2 protein-coding genes are annotated in these 1,261 nt (G+C 76.1%); both read left to right on the top strand.

Annotation, left to right across the window (positions count from 1 at the left end; all coding sequences use genetic code 11):
* Window positions 1-426: ribosomal RNA small subunit methyltransferase A (locus tag AOK23_RS40220; protein WP_276205801.1), on the top strand; the 426-nt coding region annotated here is incomplete at its 5' end.
* The coding region (locus AOK23_RS40215) for a 4-(cytidine 5'-diphospho)-2-C-methyl-D-erythritol kinase (RefSeq protein ID WP_055717371.1) at window positions 423-1,261 on the top strand (839 nt) is incomplete at its 3' end. The genes AOK23_RS40220 and AOK23_RS40215, both read left to right, overlap by 4 nt.

The following is a 1,261-nucleotide window of genomic DNA, read 5'->3' as shown; positions in this document are numbered from 1 at the left end:
GCCGGGCCCGGCTCGAAGGTGTACGGCGTCCCCTCGGTGAAGGCGAACTGGTACGCGGAGGTCAAGCGGGCCGGCGCGATCGGCCGGAACGTCTTCTGGCCGGCGCCGAACGTCGACAGCGGCCTCGTGTCACTCGTCCGCCGCACCGAACCGATCAAGACGACCGCGACGAAGGCCGAGGTCTTCGCCGTCGTCGACGCGGCGTTCGCCCAGCGGCGCAAGACGCTGCGCGCCGCCCTCGCCGGATGGGCGGGCTCCGCCGCCGCCGCCGAGGCCGCGCTCGTCGCCGCCGGTGTCTCCCCGCAGGCCCGCGGCGAGGCCCTGACCGTCGAGGAGTTCGCCGCGATCGCCGAGAACCGCGCCGACGCCGACGCCGTCGACACCGCCCAGCACGCCCAGCACACCGAGGAGTCCCGTCCGTCGTGAGCGTCACCGTCCGCGTGCCCGCCAAGGTCAACGTCCAGCTCGCGGTCGGCGGCGCCCGCCCAGACGGGTTCCACGACCTGGCCAACGTCTTCCTCGCCGTCGGGCTGTACGACGAGGTCACCGCCACCCCCGCCGACGAACTGACCGTCACCTGCGAGGGCCCCGGCGCCGACCAGGTCCCGCTGGACCGCACCAACCTCGCCGCACGGGCCGCGCTCGCCCTCGCCGCACGCCACGGGATCGACCCGGCCGTGCGGCTGCACATCGCCAAGGACATCCCCGTCGCGGGCGGCATGGCCGGCGGCAGCGCGGACGCCGCGGGCGCGCTGGTCGCGTGCGACGCGCTGTGGGGGACCGGCGCCTCCCGCGCTGAACTCCTCGACATCTGTGCCGAGTTGGGCAGCGACGTGCCGTTCAGCCTGGTGGGCGGGGCGGCGCTCGGCACCGGGCGCGGCGAGCGGCTGCGGCCGCTGGAGGTGGGCGGCGGCTTCCACTGGGTGTTCGCGGTCGCGGACGGCGGGCTCTCCACCCCGGCCGTGTACCGGGAGTTCGACCGGCTCCACGAGAACGACGAGGTGCCCGAGCCCGTCGCCTCCCAGGCGCTGCTCGACGCGCTCGCCAAGGGCGACGTCGACGCCCTCGCGGCGTTCCTGCCCGGGTCCAACGACCTCCAGCCCGCCACCCTGTCCCTGTTCCCGAAGCTGGCCGACACCCTCGCCGCGGGCCGGACGGCCGGGGCGCTCGCCGCGCTCGTCTCCGGCTCCGGGCCGACCACGGCCTTCCTCGCCCGAGACGCCGCCTCGGCGCACACCGTCGCCGAGGGACTCCTCGCCGC

Source organism: Streptomyces torulosus (assembly GCF_001419765.1).
GTDB lineage: Bacteria > Actinomycetota > Actinomycetes > Streptomycetales > Streptomycetaceae > Streptomyces > Streptomyces torulosus.
This window is presented reverse-complemented; position numbering and strand designations above follow the sequence as displayed.